22 protein-coding genes and 2 tRNA genes are annotated in these 21909 nt (G+C 51.6%); 11 read left to right on the forward strand and 13 right to left on the reverse strand.

The features are described from left to right. Positions 1-9: 9 nt before the first annotated feature. The 4 genes from GZ59_RS18955 to GZ59_RS18970 all read right to left on the reverse strand — a co-directional run bounded on the left by GZ59_RS18955 (position 10) and on the right by GZ59_RS18970 (position 3835). Entirely contained in the window at positions 10-1029 is a 1020-nt protein-coding gene (locus GZ59_RS18955) for an ABC transporter substrate-binding protein (protein ID WP_011095450.1), read from the reverse strand. Between the two features lie 370 nt (positions 1030-1399). After that, complete coding sequence (locus GZ59_RS18960; protein WP_039293878.1) at positions 1400-2095, reverse strand: YjjG family noncanonical pyrimidine nucleotidase; 696 nt, start codon at positions 2093-2095, stop codon at positions 1400-1402. Further along, entirely contained in the window at positions 2092-3288 is a 1197-nt protein-coding gene (locus GZ59_RS18965; protein ID WP_219818198.1) for an MFS transporter, read from the reverse strand. The genes GZ59_RS18960 and GZ59_RS18965 overlap by 4 nt, the downstream gene beginning before the upstream one ends. Before the next feature lie 223 nt (positions 3289-3511). Beyond that, positions 3512-3835 carry an ArsR/SmtB family transcription factor gene (locus GZ59_RS18970; protein ID WP_039293884.1) on the reverse strand — a complete coding sequence of 108 codons (324 nt, stop codon included), beginning with the start codon at positions 3833-3835 and terminating at the stop codon, positions 3512-3514. Positions 3836-3882: 47 nt separating this feature from the next. Here GZ59_RS18970 and GZ59_RS18975 point away from each other — a divergent pair, with 47 nt between their 5' ends. Both GZ59_RS18975 and GZ59_RS18980 read left to right on the forward strand, forming a co-directional pair. After that, a complete protein-coding gene (locus tag GZ59_RS18975; RefSeq protein ID WP_039293887.1) occupies positions 3883-4722 on the forward strand; it encodes an alpha/beta fold hydrolase in 840 nt (279 codons plus the stop codon). Positions 4723-4732: 10 nt separating this feature from the next. Continuing rightward, entirely contained in the window at positions 4733-5368 is a 636-nt protein-coding gene (locus GZ59_RS18980; protein WP_039293890.1) for a dimethylsulfonioproprionate lyase family protein, read from the forward strand. A gap of 51 nt (positions 5369-5419) precedes the next feature. Here GZ59_RS18980 and GZ59_RS18985 read toward each other — a convergent pair whose 3' ends face one another. From GZ59_RS18985 to orn, 4 genes are all read right to left on the reverse strand, one after another. After that, complete coding sequence (locus GZ59_RS18985) at positions 5420-5965, reverse strand: hypothetical protein (protein ID WP_039293893.1); 546 nt, start codon at positions 5963-5965, stop codon at positions 5420-5422. Positions 5966-6509: 544 nt separating this feature from the next. Further along, a tRNA-Gly gene (locus GZ59_RS18995) sits at positions 6510-6585 on the reverse strand. A 76-nt stretch (positions 6586-6661) separates the two neighbouring features. Beyond that, positions 6662-6737: transfer RNA gene (locus GZ59_RS19000), tRNA-Gly, on the reverse strand. A gap of 194 nt (positions 6738-6931) precedes the next feature. Beyond that, on the reverse strand, positions 6932-7474 hold the full coding sequence (orn, locus tag GZ59_RS19005) for an oligoribonuclease (protein ID WP_039293900.1): 543 nt from the start codon (positions 7472-7474) through the stop codon (positions 6932-6934). A 307-nt stretch (positions 7475-7781) separates the two neighbouring features. Between orn and rsgA the strand changes: the two genes are divergently transcribed. From rsgA to mscM, 3 genes are all read left to right on the forward strand, one after another. After that, a complete protein-coding gene (rsgA, locus tag GZ59_RS19010) occupies positions 7782-8831 on the forward strand; it encodes a small ribosomal subunit biogenesis GTPase RsgA (protein WP_011095459.1) in 1050 nt (349 codons plus the stop codon). A gap of 143 nt (positions 8832-8974) precedes the next feature. After that, positions 8975-10000: an archaetidylserine decarboxylase gene (asd, locus tag GZ59_RS19015; RefSeq protein ID WP_039293904.1), complete on the forward strand. Its 1026-nt coding sequence runs from the start codon at positions 8975-8977 to the stop codon at positions 9998-10000. Positions 10001-10054: 54 nt separating this feature from the next. After that, positions 10055-13378 (forward strand): miniconductance mechanosensitive channel MscM, encoded by a 3324-nt coding sequence (gene mscM / locus GZ59_RS19020; RefSeq protein ID WP_039293907.1) that lies wholly within the window; start codon positions 10055-10057, stop codon positions 13376-13378. Between the two features lie 83 nt (positions 13379-13461). On the opposite strand, the gene epmA is transcribed toward mscM, so the two are convergent. Further along, complete coding sequence (gene epmA, locus GZ59_RS19025) at positions 13462-14439, reverse strand: elongation factor P--(R)-beta-lysine ligase (RefSeq protein ID WP_011095462.1); 978 nt, start codon at positions 14437-14439, stop codon at positions 13462-13464. Positions 14440-14911: 472 nt separating this feature from the next. On the opposite strand from epmA, the gene frdA reads away from it, so the two are divergent. The 5 genes from frdA to GZ59_RS19050 all read left to right on the forward strand — a co-directional run bounded on the left by frdA (position 14912) and on the right by GZ59_RS19050 (position 18925). After that, positions 14912-16708: a fumarate reductase (quinol) flavoprotein subunit gene (gene frdA / locus GZ59_RS19030; protein WP_011095463.1), complete on the forward strand. Its 1797-nt coding sequence runs from the start codon at positions 14912-14914 to the stop codon at positions 16706-16708. After that, on the forward strand, positions 16701-17438 hold the full coding sequence (locus GZ59_RS19035) for a succinate dehydrogenase/fumarate reductase iron-sulfur subunit (RefSeq protein ID WP_011095464.1): 738 nt from the start codon (positions 16701-16703) through the stop codon (positions 17436-17438). The genes frdA and GZ59_RS19035 overlap by 8 nt, the downstream gene beginning before the upstream one ends. A gap of 13 nt (positions 17439-17451) precedes the next feature. Next, positions 17452-17847, forward strand: a complete 396-nt coding sequence (gene frdC / locus GZ59_RS19040) for a fumarate reductase subunit FrdC (protein ID WP_039295277.1) — start codon at positions 17452-17454, stop codon at positions 17845-17847. Positions 17848-17861: 14 nt separating this feature from the next. Continuing rightward, positions 17862-18218, forward strand: coding sequence for a fumarate reductase subunit FrdD (gene frdD, locus GZ59_RS19045; protein ID WP_011095466.1), 357 nt, complete (start codon positions 17862-17864; stop codon positions 18216-18218). 122 nt (positions 18219-18340) lie between these two features. Continuing rightward, a complete protein-coding gene (locus tag GZ59_RS19050) occupies positions 18341-18925 on the forward strand; it encodes a lipocalin family protein (RefSeq protein WP_039293911.1) in 585 nt (194 codons plus the stop codon). Between the two features lie 118 nt (positions 18926-19043). On the opposite strand, the gene GZ59_RS19055 is transcribed toward GZ59_RS19050, so the two are convergent. From GZ59_RS19055 to efp, 3 genes are all read right to left on the reverse strand, one after another. Beyond that, positions 19044-19397 carry a DMT family protein gene (locus GZ59_RS19055; RefSeq protein WP_011095468.1) on the reverse strand — a complete coding sequence of 118 codons (354 nt, stop codon included), beginning with the start codon at positions 19395-19397 and terminating at the stop codon, positions 19044-19046. 113 nt (positions 19398-19510) lie between these two features. Further along, positions 19511-19642: an entericidin A/B family lipoprotein gene (locus GZ59_RS19060; protein WP_011095469.1), complete on the reverse strand. Its 132-nt coding sequence runs from the start codon at positions 19640-19642 to the stop codon at positions 19511-19513. 183 nt (positions 19643-19825) lie between these two features. Then, positions 19826-20392 carry an elongation factor P gene (gene efp, locus GZ59_RS19065; RefSeq protein ID WP_011095470.1) on the reverse strand — a complete coding sequence of 189 codons (567 nt, stop codon included), beginning with the start codon at positions 20390-20392 and terminating at the stop codon, positions 19826-19828. A gap of 41 nt (positions 20393-20433) precedes the next feature. Between efp and epmB the strand changes: the two genes are divergently transcribed. After that, positions 20434-21477, forward strand: a complete 1044-nt coding sequence (gene epmB / locus GZ59_RS19070) for an EF-P beta-lysylation protein EpmB (protein ID WP_011095471.1) — start codon at positions 20434-20436, stop codon at positions 21475-21477. Between the two features lie 64 nt (positions 21478-21541). On the opposite strand, the gene GZ59_RS19075 is transcribed toward epmB, so the two are convergent. Then, positions 21542-21886, reverse strand: a complete 345-nt coding sequence (locus GZ59_RS19075) for a DUF4156 domain-containing protein (protein WP_011095472.1) — start codon at positions 21884-21886, stop codon at positions 21542-21544. Positions 21887-21909 lie beyond the last annotated feature (23 nt).

Raw genomic sequence — 21909 nt, forward strand, 5'->3', positions numbered from 1 at the left:
GCACCTCCCTTAAGGCTGATAAATCAGGCTGCTAACATCCACCGGCTGCCGGAAGATTTTTCTTTCAGTGAACACGTCATAAAACTTCTGGAACCACGCTAGATTGTCGCCTTTTAGTTCGTCGTACATAACGAACCCCGGCAAAGGCACCTCTTTACTCAGTTCGGCTTCAATACTGGTGTAACCGGTAATGTTTTCGCGAGCCGCATCAGGGTTCTGCTGAATAAACTGCACCGATTTGGCATAGGCTTGTGTGAAGGTCTTCGCCTCAGCAGCACGACTTTCGATAAAACCACTATTTAACGCCGCCGCACCACCAAACCACGGCGCATCTGGGTTACCGAGCACATAGCGTGAGATCACTCCCGTTTCCAGCGTACGCGACAGCCCCTTCAGCCGCCCGACCGTCCCAGTAGGTTCCAGAGTATAAACACCGTCAATTTGTCCAGCGGCCAGCGCCGCTACATGTTGTCCGACGGGCAATTCCGTCACCCGCAGTTCATCCGCCGTAAAACCATTCTTCTCCAGAATGATTTTGGTCATGACCACATTCTGAATACCCGGCCCACAGGCGATACGCTTGCCCCTCAGCTCTGCGATACTTTTTACGTCGCTGTTTAGCGGCACCAGAAATTCATCCAACACCATCCGATGGTTAGAAGGGTTTGAGCAAATGATCTTGAACAGACCGGGGGAAGTAATCTCCCCTAATCCCAACGCGCCAGTAGCCGTACCGTTGGCGCAGCCGTGTATGCGCCCCGTGATCATCCCTTCGACAATCTGTTGCGGGCTGGCGAATTTCACGGCGCGAACATTCAATCCCGCCTCTTTGAAAAAGCCGCGTTCAACGCCCACATATAAAGGCAAGCCGCCAACAATCGGCCAGTAACCAATGCGGATCTCCTCACCCTCTGCGGCTAAAGCGATGCCCGGCAGCAAGCTGCTTAGCGTCAGCGCCCCTGCGCTAACGGCTGACCACTTCATTAACTGCCTGCGTTTACGATCGATCTTGTCATTGTTATTTTTCATTGTGTTCCCCTTCAACGGTGAGCTAACAACAGCTGATAATCACCAGCCTGAAAAAACCGATCAGGTCGATTGCCTGAGTCGCGCCATCTTGTACACAAGATGGTATATAAGACTAAGCACAGGCCGTGCCATGATTCCCGACACCGTGAAAACGCAGTAAACACGCCGTTCTGACAGGATCGCGCGCACCAAAAAAAGGCAAAACGTTACAAAAATGCATTACGAGTGATGCAGTGAATGGAGGGAGCAGTGAGACGAGCAGGCCAGAGAGAAGCGAGGTAATGTTGATCAGCAAGCTGGGTTCGTGGAGGAGAGCGACGACAAACCAATGCAAATTAATTGATTGCCGTCGATGGTACTTTGTATCGGCTTAAGACTTGGCGCTGAGCTGCGTGAATACCTCCCGTAGCGTTGCAGCCTCATAGGTTGGCGCGATATCCGAATCGTTGGCGGCTCCGTTTGCATTGAACCAGCAGCTGTCTATGCCGTACAGGTTCGCTCCCAGGATATCGGCATCAAGCCTGTCTCCCACGATGATCGCCTTGGTTTTCTCAAACGCGCTGAACTTGCTGACTGAGAACTCAAAGAAGCGCGCGTCCGGCTTCGCGAATCCGCAAGCCTCAGAGGTAGCAACAAACGTGAGCCAATCTGCCAGCCCCGAGTTCGCTACCCGCTTCGCCTGCACATACTCAATGCCGTTGGTAATAATGCCAACCTCACCGATCTCGGCAAGCGCTTCGCATATCTGGACAGCGCCATCGACCAACACCACGGTTTCAGGCAAGCACTCCAAATAGAGGCTGCTCGCTTTATGGGGATCGATATCAATGCCATGAAGGCAGAACGTGCGACGGAATCGCTCTACTTTCAGTAAATCTTTGGTGATTTCCCCTTTCTCAAACTTGCTCCATAGCTGGGAATTCTCACGCTGATAGTCTGCAAACAGGGTCGTGTTTTCAATATCGATACCAAGGTTTGTCAGCGTGCGTGCGAACGAAAGACGCTCAGAGGCTTTGAAGTCTAACAGCGTGTCGTCAAGGTCAAACAGGAAGTGGCGGTATTTCATAAATGTTGGTTACTCGAAATCAAGGAATCGCTTTTGGTGGAGACGGACTGCGCGGGCTTAGCGGCTATCAGCGCGCGGTTAACGCCCAGAATCACAACGATGAATGATAGCGTCAATAGCCCGATCATCACCCACGGAAACGCGCCCGGGCCTGCGTTGCTGAGGAGCAATCCGCCGATGACGCCTCCAGAAGCGACGGCGGTGTTCCACGATGTAGTAGACATCGACTGTGCGACGTCCACGGCATCAGACGAAAGATGGGTCATCGCCGTTTGCGTGACAACAGAGAATCCCCCGAAAGACATTCCCCACATAAAGACTGCTAGAACCAGAATGATCGGTACATCGGACCAAAGGCCCAGAAGGAGGGTCGCGGCAGCGAATAACAGCACTTCGGCAGGGCCGAGACGCTTGAGGTTCCCATCGACTATGATGCCTGACAGCACAAGGCCAAAAACCGCACCAGCCCCGAAAATAAACAGTACCCCGTTGAGCCAGTCCCCCATGGCAGAAGCTACGAGGAAAGGTTCGATGTAAATATAAAGAATGTTGTGCGTGACGATATAAGTGAGGATCAATGCAAGCGTCGCCCCTACGCCGCGCTTGGAGGCAACCTGAGGCAGCGATAGCCGCTGATCAGCCGATTCACCCGGAAAATCGGGAGCAAAAAGCGCGATCCAAACGACGAGGAACACCGCGATAATCGACACTAATCCAAACGCCCCCTGCCAGCCGATCGCTGACCCGAGAAGGCCGCCAATCGGTACGCCGAGAACCAACGCAGCCGTAGAGCCCGCACCGACAATAGCGATTGCACGCCCGAGTAACCAACGGGGAACCATACGGGATGCGTACCCGGCAAGCATCGACCAGACCACGCCGCCAAACAGACCAGCAACAAAGCGGGCGGCCAGTGATAAAACGTAGTTGTCCGAAAATGCGGTCACCGCATTAACGACGGCAAATCCGCTAATTGCTACAAGCAACAGAGGCTTACGCCGCATTCCCCGCGTCAGTGCCGTAGCGGGAATCGCGGATAAAAGCGCCCCCAGAGCAAACGCGGTGATGAACTGACCAGCCAGACTTTCGGAAACGTCCAGGCCCGTAGCGATCGAACTAAGGAGCCCTGCTGGCATAATCTCGGTCAGTAAGGTCAGAAACGCGGCTGTCGCAAGAGCGAGGAGCTTTGACACGGGGAGAGACGGAGTTTGGATTCGATTTGCACTCAAAATTATTATTTACCTGTAACGCAGGCCTGTCGTGGCACACTAATTTTTTTCCACCTGAATAGCGATGATAGCATCACATCCTTATACAAACAGATAACATGATGATCGACACGGGCTGGCATTGTCGCGAGGAAACGCCCTATGACGTGTTGAACGCCATCCAGCCAAGCCTTAAGTCAGGCAGCGATCAACCTTCTGTTTTCCCGCACAGTTCTTCAGCCAGCCACTGAATGTAATCCGCCAAAGCCGCTTCATTTCTCTGGCAGTACGTCCATTTCTGATAGCGTTTTACCGTAATGAAACCTGCCTGCCGCAACAGATCGACATGTCGGCTGGCTGTCGGTTGGGCGATATGCAACGCATCGGCGATCAACGTAATACACACACCAAATTCCTGCGGATCGGCTGACGTCTGCCCACTAAAATATTGTTGCGGATGCTTAAGCAGCCGGAGGATTTCCAATCGTGGTTCACTGGCTAATGCTTTGACTTGGGTTGATCTCTCGCTCATCTTTTGTATCATATAGTCACATAGCTAACATTGAATATGATGATAACATGCTTGAACTGAAACATAACTTTATTTTCGAAGATCAGCCTGTTGCCTGGGGATGCATGGGTCAAGGACCCGCGCTGGTGCTGATTCACGGTACACCCTTTTCTTCTCAGGTATGGCGACGTATCGCTCCCCTGATCTCCTCCCATTGGACCGTTTATTACTACGACATGGTGGGCTACGGGCAATCACATAAATCTGCCGGACAGCAGGTATCGCTTGGCGTGCAGGACCGACTACTGGCCGCACTCCTGAAAGAATGGAAGCTGACGCGACCCGACATACTTTGCCATGATTTCGGCGGAGCGACGGCGCTACGTGGCTATTTCCTGCAAGGTCTCCGTTATGCCTCGCTGACGCTGTTTGATGCGGTCGCGATTTCCCCGTGGGGCTCGCCCTTTGTGACACATGTCAGAAAACATCAGGATGCCTTCACCGGCCTGCCGAAATACGCTCACGATGCGTTACTCAGCGCTTATTTGCAGGGCGCGGCTTATCAGCCGTTATCGGAAGAAGCGCTGAACATTTACATGTCACCGTGGCAGGGAGAAGTCGGGCAAGCCGCTTTTTATCGGCAAATAGCGCAGATGGATCAATGCTATACCAACGACATTGAACCCTTGCTCACCGAGCTTGATTGTCCAGTGAATATGTTATGGGGCGAGCAGGATGAGTGGATACCACTTGAGGTCGGCAAACGTCTAGCACATCGACTTGGCGATTCGCCTTTACAGATCGTCAAAAACGCAGGGCACCTTGTACAGGAAGATGCCCCCGAAGCCATTGTTCAATCTATGTATTCCTTGCTGCTAAAACGGGCGGGAACGTCATCCTCACGATAAGGCGGCATTAATGAGCAGCAGTGACAACATTCTCGAACGCTTACTCTTCACGATACATAAGCGGTTAGTCTCGATACTCATAGATCCGCATTTACGTAAGGATGTCGCCCCAACCGTCAACGGCTGGCCTTCCCGACCAGAAAAAAATATGCGACCGAGTACCGCTGTGCATCTGCCTGCGGTTGATTATCTTGAACAAACGTTGAAAATCGGGGAAACATTGGGAGACAGAGAAATATGCTCAATGATCAGGTTATTAGCCCCAGAATTAAGCTGGAACTTTGATTACACCCCGCATCCCGAGTTTCCGTATCTGGACGAAAAAGTCGCCTTTACGCAATTCGTCGGACCTGACGATCTCTGGGTATCTTCTCATTTAGCGATAGGGTTGACGCTCATTGCGCCAGAAACGCATTATCCAGCGCACTGCCACCCCGCAACGGAGATTTACCTTCCTCTGGCTGGCACGGGTTTATGGTCGATGGGGAATGAGGATTATTTTCCGCGCCAACCCGGTGAGTTAATTTTTCACCCTAGCGGTATTACACATGCGACTCAGGCACAAGAAGAGCCGATGCTCGCGTTATACATTTGGCACGGTGATATCTGTTCGCCCTCTGAATGGCTGCCTGAGGCGTGTGAATAGACGTAAATTGCAGGTTATCGCCTGCAATTTACGGTAGAAAATAAAGAGTTATTATTTCTTCATCTCAATGCTTTTCATTTCATCTTTACTTAACCCATTCATTGAGCTGCTAATAACACAATTGTAAGTTTCATTCTTATTAATAATCATGAAAGTACTCACTGGGTTTTTCATTTTTTTATCAAGAGAGAAAAGAATATAAGAGTCGGGTAAAACACTGGGGCTAAATGCGCCAAATGAATAGCTATCAGATAGACCCAAGGCTGATAAATCCGCCGTTAATTCCATTGGCTGTGTACTGTGAGGTGAAGGGAACATAGACTTCGCTGACATCATCATTGATTGGGTATTAATGTTATATTCTGTTGTCACTTTCATGCCCATATATTTTGATTCAGGCATATTCAGCTGTTTCTCACACATTACATCGTGCTGCGGGCTGGACGTTCCATTTTGCAGGACGGCATGGATATGTTTTAATTCAAGTTGTTCTTTTCCGGTATGTGCTTTTGCCATATCATCAGCCTGAGCAAACCCGCTCATCACCAAAGCCGCGGTTGCTACAACGTGTAAAATAGAGCGATTCATTGCATTCATTTTTCTATCCTCTTTTATCTACAGGGAAACCCTATGATCCATGATAACAATCTGTTAGTTATTAAATAAATCCGTTAGTTATTAAATAAACAACTGGAATGCTTCATGAAATTTAAATGATATTTCCCAGGAAAAATAGAATAGAAAAAACAAATAACAAAAAAAAGATGATAACAGCCAGTTTAATTTTGAATGATGTGTTTTTTACAAATGCATTCTGGTTATAAACATAGTCAAATTTAAATATTACGTCAAAATCAAATCGACGCAAAAATAAAATAAAAACGAATATCAGAATAAATATAATCAAGCTAAGCATTTGATGAAATTATTTATCTATAATATCAACGTTCAAGGCGCAACTCGAATGTAAAGCCAAGAATGCTCATCGAGTAGAAGATTGGGGATACCACAAGGTCGGTATGCGACGTAGCGTACGATCTGTATTTTTACACAACGAAAAATGCATGACAAAAAAGAGTTGAACAGGTTTTATACACGGCAAGGAGAGTGATGATGTAATCAAAAAGAGAGACTAAAAGATTGGAGCGGGAAACGAGACTCGAACTCGCGACCCCGACCTTGGCAAGGTCGTGCTCTACCAACTGAGCTATTCCCGCATATCGGACAGACAATAACAGGCGTTATGTCTGATTACTGCACACAGCTTGTATGGTGACAAGCAGTGAGAAAACTTGGAGCGGGAAACGAGACTCGAACTCGCGACCCCGACCTTGGCAAGGTCGTGCTCTACCAACTGAGCTATTCCCGCTCGGGAAATCTACATACGATGTTGAAGTTCTTTAATTGAAATTCTTCATCGGTATGGGGTGCGCATTATACGAGAAATCCGTTTAACCGCAAGCCCCCGAAAATGAAAAATCGTCTGACTGCTGATAAAACCGACATCATGGCGTAAATAGCAGCAAAATTGCGGCATATCACGCCCTGCCCGTCTTGCTTAACCTACAGCCGCAGAAAATTCTCACGGTAATAGGCCAGTTCCGCCAGTGATTCACGAATGTCGTCCATTGCCTGATGCGTGCCTTGCTTCTTAAAACCCGCCATGATTTCCGGCTTCCAGCGTCGTGCCAGCTCTTTGAGCGTGCTGACATCCAGATAGCGGTAATGGAAGTAGGCTTCCAGCTCTGGCATATAGCGGAATAGGAAACGGCGATCCTGACCGATGCTGTTACCGCAGATCGGTGATTTACCCGCAGGCACCCACTTTTGTAGAAACGCCAGCGTTTCCAGCTCGGCGGCGCGTTCATCTGCGGTGCTGACTTTGACGCGATCCGTCAAGCCGCTGGCACCGTGCGTGCGCACATTCCAGTCATCCATCAGCGCCAGTTGGCTATCCGACTGATGCACCGCCAGTACCGGTCCTTCGGCCAACACGTTCAGATTTGCATCCGTAACCAATGTTGCGATCTCAATGATGCGATCGTGATCCGGGTTCAGGCCGGTCATCTCAAGATCGATCCAGATCAGGTTATTTTCATCTACCATCGTGGGAGTTCCTGTTGCATTGTGCCTTGTCGTCGATACAAGGATACCAGTATCAATCTCAATGCTGATACCGACAAGGTGGTATCAGTTAATTAAAATCAAATAGGGTGTATTATACACCCTAAATAATTCGAGTTGCAGGAAGGCGGCGACACAGTAAATCCTCAGGAGCTTACACCAGTAAGTGACTGGGGGGAGCGAGGAAGCCAACGCACATGCAGCTTGAAGTATGACGGGTATAGTCTGTTAAAACGCAGCGGGCGATAACGCACTGCCGCGAACGATAAATCGTCTTAAGTGAGGCTCAGTGAGCAAAAAGAAACTGTCGAAAGGTCAGCAGCGTCGGGTTAGCGCCAACCACCAGCGTCGCCTGAAAAAAACGGAAAGCAAAGTTGAATGGGAAGATAGCCAACTGGGCGATGCGCAGGAAGGCATTATCATCAGCCGATTCGGCATGCATGCCGATGTAGAAGCCACCGATGGCGTGGTGCGCCGCTGCAACATTCGTCGGACCATTTCATCGCTGGTAACGGGCGACCGCGTCGTCTGGCGCCCCGGCCATGAATCGCTCGCTGGCATCAGCGGGATCGTGGAAGCCGTTCACCCTCGTCATTCCGTACTGACACGCCCTGACTATTACGATGGCATTAAACCGATCGCCGCCAATATCGATCAGATCGTGATCGTCTCAGCGATCTTGCCCGAACTGTCGCTGAACATCATCGATCGCTACCTGGTCGCCTGCGAAACGCTGGAGGTCGAACCGCTTATCGTGCTGAACAAAATTGACCTACTGGATGAAAAATCCCGCCAGTTAGTTGATAAATCGATGGATATTTACCGCGCGCTCAAGTATCGCGTGTTAATGGTTTCCAGCCATACCCAACAGGGTATTCCCGAACTGGAGCAGGCCTTAACCGACCGTATCAGTATTTTCGCCGGACAATCAGGCGTAGGGAAATCCAGCCTGCTTAACGCGCTGCTCGCGCTGGGTGAAAAACGCATTCTGGTCAATGAGGTTTCTGATAACTCAGGATTGGGACAACACACCACCACCGCTTCCCGACTTTATCACTTCCCGCACGGCGGCGACGTGATCGACTCACCGGGCGTGCGTGAATTTGGTTTGTGGCATCTGGAACCCGAACAGGTTACCAGTGGTTTCATTGAGTTACGTGAATACATCGGCTCATGTAAGTTCCGCGATTGTAAACATGAAAACGATCCGGGCTGCGCGATTAATGCCGCACGTGAGCGCGGAGATATTGCTAGAGAGCGCTTTGATAACTATCACCGGATTCTGGAAAGTATGACGCAAGTAAAAATGCGTAAAGGCTTTTCGGATACAGATAACTGACATTTATCATGACCATCGGTACAATGCGCCCCCTTTGAGGGTAAGTGAATCCGCTTACTCCCTTTCTGGGTTACCGCTGGCAGTGTCAAGCGTGTTCCCCAGACAGCTTTTTTATGGCGCACTATTAATCCAAGAGGCTCACTGTGCTGGATAATATCAAAATCAAATTACAGTATTGGCTTCCCAAGATCTGGCTGACCCGCTTAGCGGGCTGGGGAGCAAATAAGCGTGCAGGAAAACTCACCAAGCTGGTGATCGACCTGTTTGTCCGCCAATACCACGTCAACATGCAGGAAGCGTTGCAACCGGATACCGCCTCCTATCGCACGTTTAACGAATTTTTCGTTCGCCCACTGCGTCCTGGCATTCGCCCTGTCGATCCACATGCGCATCGTCTGGTGCAGCCCGCAGACGGCGTGCTGTCGCAGTTTGGCCCGATTACCAACGGCAAGCTGATTCAGGCGAAGAATCACGACTACACCTTAGAAGCGCTGCTGGCTGGCAACTATATGATGGCCGATCTGTTCCGCGACGGCCTATTTGCTACCATTTATCTTTCGCCTCGAGATTATCACCGCCTCCACATGCCGTGTGACGGCGTGCTGCGCGAAATGATTTACGTCCCGGGTGACCTGTTCTCTGTCAACCTGCTGACGGCAGATAATGTGCCGAATCTGTTCGCTCGTAACGAACGTGTCATTTGCCTGTTTGATACTGAATTTGGCCCACTGGCACAAATTCTGGTCGGTGCAACCATTGTCGGCAGCATCGAAACCGTATGGGCAGGCGTGGTGACGCCACCGCGCGAAGGCATCATCAAGCGTTGGACTTACCCGCAGGCGGGCGAAGAAGGCGCGGTCGTACTGGCGAAAGGCGAAGAAATGGGTCGCTTCAAACTGGGCTCAACCGTGATTAACCTGTTTACCGCAGGCGACCTTCAGTTTGCCGCACATCTTAATACCATGAGCGTGACCCGTATGGGTGAACCGTTTGCCGAAGTCCGTCAGGATGAGCAAACGCCTGTTGTCTTCCCAGAAGGAACCGAGCTGGAAGAAAACGATGCAGCACAACCGCCTGTCGCTGCAACGTCTGAGCCTGTTCAGGCCGATGGGCAAAATCCTGCGGCAGAAGTATCCGGTCAGACGGGCCACAAGCCCGATGCACCGTAAATAATGTCCGACTTTAGTCGCTTGTAAAAGTGTTGTTTGTAAAAGGTAGCTAACGTGCGTTTGATTCTGACTTTTCTTCTGGGATGTTTATTATCAACCGCCGCGTTGGCTGCCTCTGTGCCCAATGAGGCTCAGTTACGCCAGCAGCTACAGCAGGCGGAAGCCAATAAAGGCGCGGCCGATCAGGCGAAAATCGTCGAGGAATATCAGTCTGCACTGAATACCTTACAGGATCGCAAAGAGGCGCAGGAACGCGCCACACAGTATCAGCGCGTCATTGATGATTTCCCCAAGCTGGTTCAAGAGCTACGTCGCCAGCTTAATGCAGAAGATGGCAAATCGTCGTCGATTTCAGAGAATCTCTCCAGCAACGATCTCGAACAGCAGTTGCTGCAAACAAGCAGCCAGTTGTTGGAACAGGCCCGCCAGCTCCAGCAGGAACAGGATCGGCTGCGTGAAATTGGCGATTCACTGAGCCAGCTTCCGCAGCAGCAAACTGAAGCTAGCCGAATGCAAAGCGATGCGGAACGCCGTATTCAGTCTCTCGGTACGCCCGCTGCCCCGCTGGGGCAAGCGCAGCTCGTCGCACTTCAGGCCGAATCCGCACTGCGCAAAAGCCGGGTGGATGAACTGGAGCTGGCGCAGCTTTCAGCCAGTAACCGTCAGGAGCTGTCTCGTTTACGCGTCGAGCTGTATAAAAAGCGTCACGACAGGCTGGATCTGCTGCAACAGGATCTACGCAGCCGACTCAACAACCTGCGCCAGCGTGAAGCCGAGCAGGCATTAGAACGCACAGAGCTCCTCGCTGAACAAAGTGGTGATTTACCCGCCGTCATCAGCAAGCAGTTACAGATTAACCGTGAGCTCTCCGTCGCACTGAATCAACAGGCGCAGCGGATGGACCTTATCGCCTCTCAGCAACGTCAGGCAGCGACGCATACAATTCAGGTTCGTCAGGCGCTGAGTACCATTCGCGAACAGGCACAGTGGCTCGGTGTTTCACCGATATTGGGAGAAACATTACGCGCCCAGATCGCTCGCCTGCCGGAAATGCCTAAACCTCAGTTGCTGGATAGCGACATGGCGCAGCTGCGCGTACAGCGCCTGCACTTCGAAGACCTGATCAATAAACCGCAAGATATTGATAACGTCAAACAAGATAACGGCGATCCGTTGACCAGTGCACAGCAGCGTATTCTGACCGATCAGATGCGCACCCAGCGCGATCTGCTGACTTCGCTGATCTCCGGCTGTGACACACAGATACTCGAATTGACCAAACTTAAAGTCGCCAATAACCAGTTGGCGGATGCATTGACCGAAACACGCGAAGCGGCCCACCGCGATCTGTTCTGGGTCGCTGATGTTGAGCCCGTGACGTTCGCCTATCCGCTCAACCTGGTGCAGGATCTGACGCGTCTGCTGTCACTGGATACGTTGACGCAACTGGGTAGCGCACTCGTGATGATGGTGACCAGTCAGGAAACCGTGTTGCCGCTGATGGGCGCATTGCTGCTGGTGGGCTTCAGCATAAGCTCCCGCCGTCATTATCATGCCTTTATGGAACGCGCCAGCAGCCGTGTCGGCAAGGTCACGCTCGATCACTTTATGCTGACGCTGCGTACCGTATTCTGGTCCCTCCTTACTGCCCTGCCGCTGCCGGTGCTCTGGGCGGCGTTAGGATACGGGCTGCAAAACGCCTGGCCTTACCCGATTGCTGTTGCCATCGGCGACAGCGTGACCGCCACCGTGCCGTTAATGTGGCTGGTGATGATCAGCGCCTCGTTCTCGCACCCACAGGGGCTGTTTATTGTCCACTTCCGCTGGTCGCCAGAGCACGTAGCCAGAGCGATGCGCTATTATCGCCTCTCCATCGCCTTTATCGTGCCGCTGATTATGGCGCTGATTACCTTCGATAAACTCAACGATCGCGAATTCTCCAGCACGCTGGGGCGGCTCTGCTTCATCCTTCTCTGTATGGCGTTGAGTCTGGTCACCGCCGGATTAAAACGCGCCGGTATCCCGCTATATCTGGATAAAGAAGGCTCGGGAGAAAATTCCGTTAACCGCGCGATGTGGAACATCCTCATTGGTGTGCCACTGGTTGCCGCGCTGGCCTCCTGCATCGGCTATCTGGCGACCGCACAGGCGCTGTTAGCGCGACTGGAAACCTCCGTCTCCATCTGGTTCTTCCTGCTGGTGGTTTACCACATTATTCGCCGTTGGATGCTGATTCAGCGACGTCGCATCGCCTTCGACCGCGCCAAGCAACGGCGTTCGGAAATTCTGGCGCAGCGTGCCAAAGGTGAAGAAGATACGCAGTCTGCATCATCCCATGAAAGCAGCTCGGAAGCCGTGGAAGAACCTGTTGTCGATCTGGATGCTATCAGCGCCAAATCCTTGCAGTTAGTACGATCCATTCTGACGCTGATCGCGCTGGTTTCTGTGATCGCGCTGTGGTCAGAAATCCATTCGGCCTTCGCATTCCTGGAAAATATCAGCCTGTGGGATGTCTCTAGCACGGTCAAAGGCGTGGAGAGCGTGCAGGCGATTACGCTGGGGTCCGTGCTCATCGCCATTCTGATTTTCATTGTTACCGCGCAGCTGGTGCGTAACCTGCCCGCCCTGCTGGAGCTGGCGATCCTGCAACATCTGGATCTGTCGCCGGGCAGCGGCTATGCCATTACCACTATCAGCAAATATATTCTGATGCTGATCGGCTGCCTGATGGGGTTCTCACTCATTGGGATCGAATGGTCGAAACTGCAATGGCTCGTTGCTGCGCTGGGTGTAGGGCTTGGGTTTGGTTTGCAGGAAATCTTCGCCAACTTTATCTCCGGCCTGATCATTCTGTTCGAGAAACCGATCCGCATCGGCGATACGGTTACGATTCGCGATCTCACGGGTAGCGTCATGCGCATTAATACCCGCGCCACTACGATTTCCGACTGGGATCGCAAAGAGATCATTGTTCCGAACAAGGCGTTTATCACCGAGCAGTTTATCAACTGGTCGCTGTCGGATTCGGTTACGCGTGTTGTGATGACGGTGCCTGCTCCGGCGAATGCGAACAGTCAGGAAGTCACAGAGCTGCTCATGGACGCAGTGAAGCGTTGTTCACTAATCCTCGATACACCAGAACCCGAAGCTTTCCTGGTTGACCTGCAACAGGGAATTCAGATTTTCGAGCTGCGTGTTTTCGCCGCCGAAATGGGGCACCGTATGCCGCTGCGCCACGAACTTCATCAGCTGATTCTGGAAAACTACCGCAAGCATAATCTGGAACTTCCTTTCCCACCGTTCCAGGTGAAAATGGACAATCTGTCGCGCAGTGGAAAAACGCTGACACCACGGCAGCGGACGCCGGGCAGCTTATAAGAGAGGAAAACGGGCGGCGGCCAGATGTGGCACCGCCCTGCATCAGGATTGTGATTACATACAGATTGATTACATAACGATTGCTACGCGCGCTCTACGGAGAACGCAATCACGTCACTCAGCTTCTCAGCCTTCAGCGCCAGCATGATCAAACGATCCACACCCAGCGCCACACCGGAACACTCTGGCAGACCATTTTTCAGCGCCGCCAGCAGGTTTTCATCAATCGGCTGTTGCGATAAACCACGCGCAGCACGTTTGCGGTTATCCTGCTCGAAGCGCTGACGCTGCTCATCGGCATCGGTCAATTCGCGGAAGCCATTCGCCAGCTCAATCCCTTTGAAATAGACTTCAAAACGCTCAGCAACGCGATGGTCTTCCGAGCTGATCTCTGCCAGCGAGGCTTGCGTGGCCGGGAAATGGTAGACAAACGCTGGCTTGTCGCGCCCGATGTTCGGTTCAACGCCGAAGGTGAACAACATCTGCACCAGCGAATCGCGATCGTCTTCACGACAGGCGATATCGCCCAGCCCGAGTTTTTCTGCCGCTTCGCGCAGTTGCGCTTTATCAACAGACAGAGGATCGATCTCCAGATGGCGTAAAAATGCCTGCTGATAGGAGAGCATTTCCGCGCTTTCACAATCCAACACCTGCTGTAACAGGTCATCGACCTCATTCATCAGGCGGTACATATCATAATGAGGGCGATACCATTCCAGCATGGTGAATTCTGGATTGTGGTGTCGGCCCGATTCTTCGTTGCGGAAACTGCGACACAGCTGAAAGATCGGCCCGCTGCCAGCAGCCAGCAGACGCTTCATATGGTATTCCGGGCTGGTCATCAAATACAGTGTCATGCCATCCGCAGCCCCAGGACCAACGAAGCGGGTTTGGAACGGGTATAAGAAAACATCCGTCACCGTCGCCTGGCTCATCGCTGGCGTTTCGACTTCCAACACTCCACGATCGGTGAAGAAACGTCGAACAGCAGCAACTATCGACGCTCGTTTCAACAAATTAGCGACAGAAGCACTAGGTTGCCAACTTGTCGTCTCGCTCATGGTTCTTACTCCAAAGTCAAACAGGGGGTGCAGTCTACCCGCATCAGCCCAAATTTCCAGCGGGAAAAAGCCAGATGCGCTTTTCAACAAGGCATGTCCTACCCTTTCTGGGGCAGCAGAAAGATAGCATCCGTAAATTATATCCAGTGAATCATTTTTTTATATCCCTCTCAAAAGGGTTATTAAAGAAATAAAAGCATCGTTTCCCCGTAAATAAGCCTTTCGATCACGTTTTTATCAATAAATACGGTACTCGCTGAAAAAACCACAAAATGCAGGATCACATCAAATTTCACCTACCTATAATTCGGTATAATCATTCCCACACAAAAATTATAGGTTTATCTATTCTTTATACGTCTATCACACAATTTTAAGTGGGTTTGATATTAAGCTCAGATATAAAGACAGAAACGAATAGATATTATTTTTTTATTTTAACTTAATTAACTTAAATAACTGGAGGAATGCATTGCAAACCTTTAATGCTGATTTGGCCATTATCGGGGCCGGGGGTGCTGGCCTACGAGCAGCAATAGCTGCCGCGGAAGCCAACCCCCAACTGAAAATCGCGCTGATCTCAAAAGTTTACCCAATGCGTAGCCATACCGTGGCTGCAGAAGGTGGCTCAGCCGCAGTGACTCAGGAACACGATAGCTTCGACTATCACTTCAACGACACCGTATCCGGTGGCGACTGGCTGTGTGAACAGGACGTTGTTGAGCACTTCGTCAAACACTGCCCAGAAGAGATGATTCAAATGGAACAGTGGGGCTGCCCCTGGAGCCGTAAACCGGATGGTTCTGTCAATGTTCGCCGCTTTGGCGGAATGAAGATTGAACGCACCTGGTTTGCCGCCGATAAAACCGGCTTCCACATGCTGCATACGCTGTTCCAAACTTCCCTCAAATACCCACAAATCCAACGTTTCGACGAGCACTTTGTCCTCGACGTTCTGGTCGATGACGGCCAGGCGCGCGGTATCGTTGCCATCAATATGATGGAAGGTTCACTGATTCAGATCCGTGCTAACGCCGTGGTACTGGCAACAGGCGGCGCAGGTCGCGTGTACCGTTACAACACCAATGGCGGCATCGTCACGGGCGACGGCATGGGCATGGCGTTCCGCCACGGCGTACCGTTGCGTGATATGGAGTTCGTGCAGTATCACCCAACCGGTTTGCCCGGTTCCGGTATCCTGATGACCGAAGGCTGCCGCGGCGAAGGCGGCATCATGGTCAACAAAGACGGCTACCGCTATCTGCAAGACTACGGCATGGGCCCGGAAACGCCGCTGGGCGAACCGAAAAACAAATATATGGAGCTAGGGCCGCGCGATAAAGTGTCGCAGGCGTTCTGGCACGAATGGCGCGCAGGCCGTACCGTCTCAACCCCGCTGGGCGATGTGGTTTACCTCGATCTGCGCCACCTCGGCGAGAAAAAACTCAAGGAACGTCTGCCGTTCATCTGCGAACTGGCAAAAGCCTATGTTGGCGTCGATCCGGTGAAAGAGCCGATTCCTATCCGTCCTACCGCGCACTATACGATGGGCGGCATTGAAACCGATCAGAACTGCGAGACCCGCATCAAAGGTCTGTTCGCCGTCGGCGAATGTTCTTCTGTTGGTCTGCATGGGGCGAACCGTCTGGGCTCCAACTCGCTGGCCGAACTGGTGGTCTTCGGGCGCGTTGCTGGTGAGCAAGCCGTACAACGCGCACAGGCAACTGCACCAGCCAACGGTACAGCGTTGGACGCACAAACGCGCGACATCGAACAGCGTCTGCATGACCTGATGAATCAGGAAGGCACCGAAAGCTGGGCGAAAATCCGCGACGAAATGGGCATGTCGATGGAAGAAGGCTGTGGTATTTACCGCACCACTGATCTGATGCAAAAAACCGTCGATAAGATGGCGGAGCTGAAAGAACGCTTTAAACGCGTGAAAATCACCGACCGCTCCAGCGTGTTCAACACCGATCTGTTGTACACCGTTGAACTGGGTCACAGCCTGGATGTTGCGGAATGTATGGCGCACTCGGCAATCAACCGTAAAGAATCTCGCGGCGCGCATCAGCGTCTGGATGACGGCTGCACCGAGCGTGATGACGTTAACTTCCTGAAGCATACGCTGGCGTTCTATAACCCGGAAGGGGCACCTCGTCTGGAGTACAGCGATGTGAAGATTACCAAACTGCCACCGGCCAAACGCGTATACGGTGCAGAAGGCGATGTGCAGGAAGCTGGCAAGAAGGAGCAGGCGAATGGCTGAGATGATCAAAACCCTGAAAATGGAAGTCATGCGCTATAACCCTGAACAGGACAGCGAACCGTATTTTGAGACATTCGACGTCCCGTACAACACGCAGACTTCCCTGCTAGATGCCCTGGGTTATATCAAAGATAACCTGGCACCGGACCTCTCTTACCGCTGGTCCTGTCGTATGGCGATCTGTGGCTCTTGCGGCATGATGGTGAATAAGGTCCCAAAATTGGCCTGTAAAACCTTCCTGCGTGAATACACAAACGGTCTGAAGGTCGAAGCGCTGGGCAACTTCCCTATCGAGCGCGATCTGGTGGTCGATATGACCCACTTCATCGAGAGTCTGGAAGCCATCAAGCCATATATTATCGGCAACGATCGTAAACCCGCTGACGGCCCGAATAACCAGACCCCAGCGCAAATGGCGAAGTATCACCAGTTCTCCGGCTGTATTAACTGCGGTCTGTGCTATGCGGCGTGTCCGCAGTTCGGCCTGAACCCTGAGTTCATCGGTCCGGCTGCGATTACGCTGGCGCACCGTTATAACCTGGACAATCGCGATCACGGCAAGAAAGAGCGTATGGCGCAGCTGAACGGCAATAACGGCGTCTGGTCCTGTACGTTTGTGGGCTACTGCTCAGAAGTGTGTCCGAAGCACGTCGACCCTGCTGCTGCCATCCAGCAAGGCAAAGTCGAAAGCGCTAAAGACTTCATGATCGCCATGCTGAAACCACAATAAGGGAGGGACAATGATGACATCTAAACGTAAAGCGTATGTTCGCGGCATGTCGCCGACCTGGTGGAAAAATCTGGGGTTTTACCGCTTTTATATGTTGCGTGAAGGGACTGCCGTTCCTGCCGTCTGGTTCAGCATCATACTGATGTGCGGGATCTTCGCACTGAAAAATGGGCCAGAAGGCTGGGCAAACTTCGTCAGCTTCCTGCAAAACCCGCTGGTACTGCTGATCAATATCGTTGCCCTGCTGGCTGCTGCGCTGCACACCAAAACCTGGTTTGAGCTGGCACCGAAGGCGAGCATTATCGTCATTAAAGACGAAAAAATGGGGCCGGAGCCAATTATTAAAGGGCTTTGGGCTGTCACCGTGGTGGTAACCGTAGCCGTTCTGGCGATCGCCTTACTATTCTGAGCAGGAGAAATAACGTGATTAACCCAACGCCAAAACGTTCTGACGAACCTCCTTTCTGGGGCCTGTTCGGCGCTGGTGGGATGTGGAGCGCATTCTTCGCTCCGGTAATCATCCTGCTGGTCGGTGTGATGCTACCTCTGGGGATGTTCCCGGACGCGTTAACCTATGAGCGCATCGCTGCATTCAGCCAGAGCTTTATCGGCCGCGTATTTTTGCTGCTGATGATTGTGTTACCGCTCTGGTGTGGCTTGCACCGTATCCACCACGCGATGCACGACCTGAAAATCCACGTTCCTGCTGGGAAATGGGTGTTCTATGGTCTGGCAGCAATCTTGACCGTGGTTACCGTCATCGGTGTCGTCACGCTGTAGGTATAACGCTGCAAATGTAACACCGTACTTAACGGCCTGCGCAATGCAGGCCGTATTATTTCCCCGCCTGACCACGTCCATCGTCTACACTGGAACAAAGATGAAAATGATGAGACGTCAATATGATTCCCTTTAACACTATTCGCTTTAACACCACTTTCCTCAAGCTTCTTACCCTTAAAATCAGACGATGCGGGAAAGCATGCATTGCTGTGCTAGTGGCACTCTTTTCCGTCGCCTGTAGCGTGACGCCCCCCGATAACGTCACCGTCGTGGAAAATTTTGATGTTAATCGTTACCTCGGTACCTGGCATGAAATCGCCCGCCTCGATCACCGCTTTGAGCGCAATCTGGAACGTGTGACGGCAACCTACAGCCCACGGGATGACGGCGGTATCAAGGTGATTAATCGTGGCTTTAACATCGAAAAACAGGAATGGAAAGAAAGTATCGGGAAAGCGTATTTCACGGGGTCACCTCAGCGTGGCGCGCTAAAAGTGTCGTTCTTCGGGCCGTTCTATGGCGGTTACAACATTATTGAACTGGATGACGACTACCGCTACGCCCTGATTTGTGGGCCAAACCGTGACTACCTATGGATTCTCTCACGCACGCCAACGTTGGATGCGGCGACGCGCGACAAACTGGTCGCCACAGCCAAACGCTACGGCTTCCCGACAGAGGCACTGATCTGGGTCAATCAGTAATCTGAGCATATTGACTGTAGATGAAACGGTTATACCCTAAATAATTCGCGTTACGAGGCTCAGAGATGAGCCGAGTATTGCTAACGCACAAGCAGCTTGAAGTATGACGGGTATAGCGTTATCCCATAATCTTATCGCGGAACATAAAGAAAACCGCGCCAAGCAGGCACAAGCCCGCCCAGATATAATCGGTTCGGAACGGCTCTTTTAAAATGTATATGGAGAAAGGGATAAATACGGAAAGGCTGATCACTTCCTGCAATATTTTCAATTGCCCCGCGGAGGCTACCTGATAACCAATCCTATTTGCCGGTACCTGCAAGAGGTATTCAAATAATGCGATCCCCCAGCTGATCAACGCAGCAATTATCCAGGTTCGGCCGCTGAAATAGCGCAAATGCCCGTACCAAGCGAACGTCATAAATATATTGCTCAACGTCAGCATGCCGACAGTAATGAAAAGAGGCGACATTATTACTTCTCCGAGTGATCCACCCTTGCATTATCTCGCCGCAGGGAAGAAAACACCATCACGGCATTTTCTTCCACTCGGAAAAGTTATTACGACTTATTTCCCACGTAGGGCTATTGGGTACTGCGCTGGATGGCCTTCCCACCCGCTTCAACATCTTCCCCAACACCTCGGGTGGTATTACACCCAACCACTGCGGAGAGAATAACCAGAGAGAAAATGGCAACAAATGCTTTCTTCAACATACTCGGTTCCTTCTTTATGAGAATAGGATTTCAACGGTACGAAAGGACTGCTTTTTAAGCGTAGCCAATTTTGATTCTTGTGGAGGTTTTTTCGGATGAAGAGCAAAGCAACGGGGAACTTTAGAGAGGAAAATATGAATTAAAAAAGCCGCCTTCACTGAAGGCCGGCTTTTTTCGCATTAATTACTTAACGCGTGAAACGTATTCGCCAGAACGCGTATCAACTCTGACAACTTCGCCGATCTGTACGAACAATGGCACTTTAACCACGGCGCCGGTGCTCAGCGTCGCTGGCTTACCACCCGTCCCTGCGGTATCGCCTTTCAGACCCGGATCGGTATCGGTGATTTCAGCTTCGATGAAATTCGGCGGCAGAACGGTGATCGGGCGGCCATCCCACAGCGTAACGATACATTCTGCGTTGTCTTGTAGCCATTTTGCAGAATCACCAACGGTCTTCTCTTCAACCTGATGCTGTTCAAACGTCTCAGGGTGCATGAAGTGGTAGAACTCACCGTCGTTATATAGGTAGTTCATGTTGGTATCTACTACGTCTGCACCTTCTAGTGAGTCGGTAGACTTGAAGGTTTTTTCAACGCGAGAGCCCGTCAACAGACGACGCATTTTTACACGAGCAAAAGCCTGGCCTTTACCCGGCTTCACAAATTCACTGGATTCGATGGCATACGGCTCGCTTTCGAATATGATTTTAAGACCGGAACGGAAATCGTTGCTAGAATAAGTCGCCATAAAGGCCCTCTATAATTTTAATACTGGTACGAAGCCAAAAAATGGCACACATTGTAACCCTAAATATACCTTCCAGAGAAGATTGGTTGCAGCAACTTGCAGACGTAATTACCGATCCTGATGAATTACTGCAACTTTTGGCACTGAACGATCACGCTAAACTCCGGCAAGGCAATGATGCACGTAGGCTTTTTGCTCTGCGAGTACCACGCGCATTCGCCGCCCGGATGCAAAAAGGTAATCCTGACGATCCGTTATTGCTACAGGTTCTGACCGCGCGTGCGGAATTTATTGTCACCCCGGGCTTCACTCATGACCCACTTGATGAGCAACACAGCGTCGTCCCAGGGCTATTGCACAAATATCACAACCGCGCCCTGCTGCTAGTTAAAGGCGGCTGCGCGGTAAATTGCCGCTACTGCTTCCGCCGCCATTTCCCGTATCAGGATAATCAGGGTAACAAGGCAAACTGGCTTCAGGCGCTGGATTATATCCGCCAACACCCTGAACTGGATGAAATCATTTTTTCCGGTGGCGACCCGCTGATGGCCAAAGACCACGAACTGGACTGGCTGATCACCGAACTGGAACACATCCCGCATCTGAAACGCCTGCGCATTCACAGTCGCTTGCCTGTGGTGATCCCCGCACGCATTACCGATGCACTGTGCGATCGTTTGTCCCGCAGTTCACTTCAGGTGCTGCTGGTGACGCATATTAACCACCCGCAGGAAATTGATCCTGATTTAACACAAAGTATGGCGCGTTTGCGCCGCTCAGGCGTGACGTTGCTCAATCAAAGCGTGCTACTGCGCGGAGTGAATGACAGCGCAGAGACGTTGGCTCGACTCAGCAATGCATTATTTGACGCAGGAATTTTGCCTTATTACCTGCACGTACTGGATAAGGTACAGGGTGCTGCTCATTTTCTGGTGGATGACAACGAAGCTCGCGTCTTAGTCAAAGCGCTAATGAAGAAGGTATCCGGCTATCTCGTGCCCCGTCTAGCGCGGGAAATCGGTGGCGAAGCCAGTAAAACACCGCTTGATTTAGGGATGAAACAGCATCAGGACGACGCTGAGTGATCGAGTGGGTAAAAACGAGGCGAGAGCAGGTTGTTTCCCCACCCTCACCCGGTTTCTCTTTAGCTTAAGGACACTTGTAAACGCTGCCGTTCATCTTGCTGTCTAGCGGTGCAAAGCTTGACCAGAAGGTTTCACTCGAGCTGGTGGCACCATAGATGGTATTGCCGCCCATCGCCGCCGCTTTATTACGTAGATCGTTTGCCGCACCGCGCATAGAACTACCGTCGCTATGGTTGCCCGCCAGCCAGTTAGACTGACTACCGCTAACTTGCCCCAACAGCTGACATTCGCTTCCTGGTTTGGTATCCGTGAACGTCACGGCCTGCCCAGCGGTACTGAGTTGACTGTTGCTACTACATCCAGCCAGTAAAACTGCCGCTGATAGACCCAACAAAATACGAACCTGCATGTCTTCCTCCTTGCGATTGAAAA

Origin of the sequence: Pectobacterium atrosepticum (assembly GCF_000740965.1) — a bacterium.
GTDB lineage: Bacteria > Pseudomonadota > Gammaproteobacteria > Enterobacterales > Enterobacteriaceae > Pectobacterium > Pectobacterium atrosepticum.

Coding starts and splice junctions, on each gene's coding strand:
- GZ59_RS19060 (WP_011095469.1), bottom strand. CDS start 19,642: ATGTTGAAGAAAGCATTTGTTGCCATTTTCTCTCTGGTTATTCTCTCC.
- GZ59_RS19055 (WP_011095468.1), bottom strand. CDS start 19,397: ATGTCGCCTCTTTTCATTACTGTCGGCATGCTGACGTTGAGCAATATA.
- GZ59_RS19050 (WP_039293911.1), top strand. CDS start 18,341: ATGATTCCCTTTAACACTATTCGCTTTAACACCACTTTCCTCAAGCTT.
- efp (WP_011095470.1), bottom strand. CDS start 20,392: ATGGCGACTTATTCTAGCAACGATTTCCGTTCCGGTCTTAAAATCATA.
- GZ59_RS18985 (WP_039293893.1), bottom strand. CDS start 5,965: ATGAATGCAATGAATCGCTCTATTTTACACGTTGTAGCAACCGCGGCT.
- frdC (WP_039295277.1), top strand. CDS start 17,452: ATGACATCTAAACGTAAAGCGTATGTTCGCGGCATGTCGCCGACCTGG.
- GZ59_RS19075 (WP_011095472.1), bottom strand. CDS start 21,886: ATGCAGGTTCGTATTTTGTTGGGTCTATCAGCGGCAGTTTTACTGGCT.
- epmA (WP_011095462.1), bottom strand. CDS start 14,439: ATGAGCGAGACGACAAGTTGGCAACCTAGTGCTTCTGTCGCTAATTTG.
- GZ59_RS18955 (WP_011095450.1), bottom strand. CDS start 1,029: ATGAAAAATAACAATGACAAGATCGATCGTAAACGCAGGCAGTTAATG.
- GZ59_RS18960 (WP_039293878.1), bottom strand. CDS start 2,095: ATGAAATACCGCCACTTCCTGTTTGACCTTGACGACACGCTGTTAGAC.
- orn (WP_039293900.1), bottom strand. CDS start 7,474: ATGGTAGATGAAAATAACCTGATCTGGATCGATCTTGAGATGACCGGC.
- GZ59_RS18980 (WP_039293890.1), top strand. CDS start 4,733: ATGAGCAGCAGTGACAACATTCTCGAACGCTTACTCTTCACGATACAT.
- GZ59_RS19035 (WP_011095464.1), top strand. CDS start 16,701: ATGGCTGAGATGATCAAAACCCTGAAAATGGAAGTCATGCGCTATAAC.
- GZ59_RS18970 (WP_039293884.1), bottom strand. CDS start 3,835: ATGAGCGAGAGATCAACCCAAGTCAAAGCATTAGCCAGTGAACCACGA.
- epmB (WP_011095471.1), top strand. CDS start 20,434: ATGGCACACATTGTAACCCTAAATATACCTTCCAGAGAAGATTGGTTG.
- GZ59_RS18975 (WP_039293887.1), top strand. CDS start 3,883: ATGCTTGAACTGAAACATAACTTTATTTTCGAAGATCAGCCTGTTGCC.